This is a genomic window from Kitasatospora sp. NPDC059571, from assembly GCF_042735675.1.
In the GTDB taxonomy this organism is placed as follows: Bacteria; Actinomycetota; Actinomycetes; order Streptomycetales; family Streptomycetaceae; genus Kitasatospora.
Window position 1 is genome coordinate 1 of the sequence record NZ_JBHWBW010000589.1, and the last position, 3,103, is coordinate 3,103.

2 protein-coding genes are annotated in these 3,103 nt (G+C 74.8%); both read right to left on the minus strand.

The features are described from left to right. On the minus strand, positions 1–636 hold a 636-nt coding region (locus ACFV0G_RS36085; RefSeq protein WP_380557053.1), incomplete at its 3' end, for an MFS transporter. Then, positions 633–3,103, minus strand: a 2,471-nt coding sequence (gene lanKC / locus ACFV0G_RS36090) for a class III lanthionine synthetase LanKC (protein ID WP_380557054.1), incomplete at its 5' end; no start/stop codon positions are given. The genes ACFV0G_RS36085 and lanKC, both read right to left, overlap by 4 nt.

The following is a 3,103-nucleotide window of genomic DNA, read 5'->3' on the forward strand; positions in this document are numbered from 1 at the left end:
ATATATTCCGCCCCCCCCCTTTAAAAACACTCCAAATATCGTCGGCAGCGTCATTTGTTTATAAGACACAGCGCAGAGCAGCGACACCGCGTAGGAGAGCGCGTCGGCGAGAAAGGGCACGGCCCGGGCGGCGCCGAACCGGGCGCCGCCGACGGACGGCCCGACGATCGCCGCGGTGTAGCCGCGGATCTGGTTGGCGGCCACCGCCTCGGGCAACTGGTCGTCGGGCACCACTGTGCGCAGCAGCTTCCCCGCGGCCGGGTTGAACGCCATCATCGCGGCGGCGGAGACCACCGAGGCGGTGCCGAGCAGCCACAGCGGCGGTCCGCCGAGCAGGACGCCGGCGGCCACCGCGGTCACCGTGACCAGCCGGACGGCGTCGCAGCCGAGCATCAGCCGGCGCGGTGCCACCCGGTCGGCGAGCTGGCCGGCCGGGACGGCCGTCAGCCAGGTGGTGGCGAAGCCGAGCGTGGCGAGCAGGCTGGCCCGGGCGGGCGAGCCGCTGACCGCCACGGCGAGCAGCGGGATCGCCAGGACCGCCATGGAGCTGCCGAGTTCGGAGGTGAACTGGCCGATCCACAGCCGCCGGAAGAGCGGGTTGGCGCCGACCAGGCGGAACCGGCCGCCCGGACTCACGGCAGCAGCCCGTCGACGGTGAAGTTGAAGTTGGTCCGTCCCCCGGGCCCGGCGCGGCCGAGCCGGTCCAGGAAGAGCGCGATGCCGATCGATCCGGTGGCCAGGTCGCAGCTCTCGCGCAGCGCCTGCTCGCCGGGGAAGGCGAGGCCCTCGGGGTGTTCGATCCGGCTCAGCAGGATGCCGCCGGCGACCCGCCTCGCCTCGGCGAACCATCGCTCGTCGCCGAGGAGTTCGCCGGCGTCCAGCAGTACGTTGCCGAGGCCGGCCAGGCCGTGGAAGAGGTGCGGGAAGACCGCGTAGGTGCGGGCCGAGTCGGCGAGCATGGCCGGTACCGCGGCGGCCAGTTCGTCGTCCGGGCGGACCGCCAGGTAGCGCAGGGCGGCGGTGGCGACACCGGCGGTGCCCTCGTCCCAGTAATTGCGCAGCACCTGTCGGCCGTCGTCGCCGGCCTCCCGGACCTGCGCGGGGCAGGCCCAGGTGCCGCCGGGGGTGAGGGTGCCCTGGCGCAGGTCGAAGCCGAGGGCCTGCCGGCCGAGGCGGTACCAGTGCTCCTGCCCGGTGGCCAGGTAGAGGTAGAGCAGGAAGAGGGCGATGCCGCTCCCGCCGTGGCCGTAGCCGACCCGGATCACCCGGCCGCCGCCGGGGGCGGTCTGCGGCCAGTGTGCGCCGCGCTCGTCGCGGACAACGGCGGCCTCCAGCGCCCGGCCGGCCTCGCGGGCGTCGTCGAGCAGCCGGAGGTCGCCGGTGCGGCGCCACAGGTGGAGGCAGGCGAGGCCGTAGCCCGCGGTGCCGTGCAGGACGCCGGGGGCGGCGAACCGCAGCGGGTGGCTGCGGGCCCGGTCCATCAGGGCTGCCGCCACCTCGGGGTGGCCGAGCGCGTCGAAGGCCCAGGCCAGGCCGGACTGGCCGAGGTAGAGGCCGGGCGGGTACGCGGCGGAGTCGGTGTCCCTGGAGAGCGCCCAGCCGACCAGCCGGGCCGGCGCCTCGCCGCGCAGCCGGTGCAGGCCGTACAGCACGCCGGCCGCGCCGTGGGCGAGCGAGAGCGGGTTGGTCTGGAAGACCAGCGGGTTGGCGGGGAAGAGCCGGTCGGTGCGGGACGGGTCGGCGGAGGCCTCGACGTGCGCGGCGATCCGCTCGGCGAGGGCGGCGGGCCCGGCGCCGTCGACGGCGGGCACGTCGGTGGCGGGATCCGCGGGCCGGGCCAGCGGGACGGGGGCGTCCCAGCCCGGGTGGGTCTCGAACGGCAGGGCGTCGATCTCCGCGAGCACCTCGGCCGGGTCGAAGTCCGCGTCCACCGCGTCCGGGTCGGTGAGCCGGCGGATCAGCGCGGGCAGCTCGGCGGGGAGGGCGAGGTCGGCGGCGAGCGCGTCCAGGAAGCGGTCCAGTGCGGGCCGGTGGAAGCCGGTGGTGTTGTTGACCACCATGACCGAGCTGAGGATCAGCGCGCCGAGGGCGTGGTAGTCGGCGGCCCGGTCGTAGCGGTTGGTGGCGGTCAGCCGGGGGCTGGCCAGGCCGACGGTGTGCACGCCGAGGTGCGGGTCCTTGCCGTCCTCGACGGCGGTCTCCAGGTCGAGCACGACGGCGGCCGAACCGCCCTCGGTGACGTGGACGTTGGTGTAGGAGAGGTCGCCGAGCAGGATGCCGCGGTCGTGGGCGGCGGCGACCGCCTCGGCGATCTGCCGCCACAGGGTGCGCTGACCCAGGTAGTAGTCGCGCAGCGCGGCGCCGTCGAGGCGGCCGGTGATCACCGGGTTGGCGGTGATGCAGTGCCGGCTGTAGTGCGGGCCGTCGAGCACCTCCTCGACCAGGAAGGCGTGCTCCCACTCGCGGAAGAAGTCGACCGGCCGGACGAACCGGCCGGTGTCGGCCAGTGCGCACAGCAGCCGGTACTCCTTCTCCAGCACCTCGACGGCCGGGCGGCCGGGGCGGCCCACCAGGATGCCCGGCCGGGCCTCCTTGAGGACGACGTCCCGGCCGGTCACCGCGTCGGTGGCCAGGTACACGCCGCCGCGGTTGCCGAAGGCCAGCGCGGTGTGCGGGGTGTAGCGGCCGTTCAGCGGTGCGTCGGCGTCCTCCGGCTCGGCCGGGAACGGGTCCGCGGCCCAGTGCGGCAGGTCGAAGTACGGCGTGCGGACGTCCGGCACGGGGGTGCCGTCCGGGGCGGTGATCATCAGGTCGCTGACGCCGTCCGGGCGCAGCCGCTTGACCGCGGCGAACCCGCCGTAGCGGTAGTAGACGGCCGTGGAGCCGGGCCAGCGGCGGTCGGAGAGGATGTACGGCCCGGTGCGGCCGTGCAGGGCGGCGGCCAGCTCGACGCCGACCGCGCGGAAGGCCGCGTCGTCGGGCGGGTAGACGGTGATGAACTTGCCGCTGGCGGTGCGGGAGAAGGTCTTGCCGCTGGTGAACTCCACCGACCAGGCGTCGATCAGGAACTTGAACGGGACCCGGTGCCGGAACAGCACCGGGA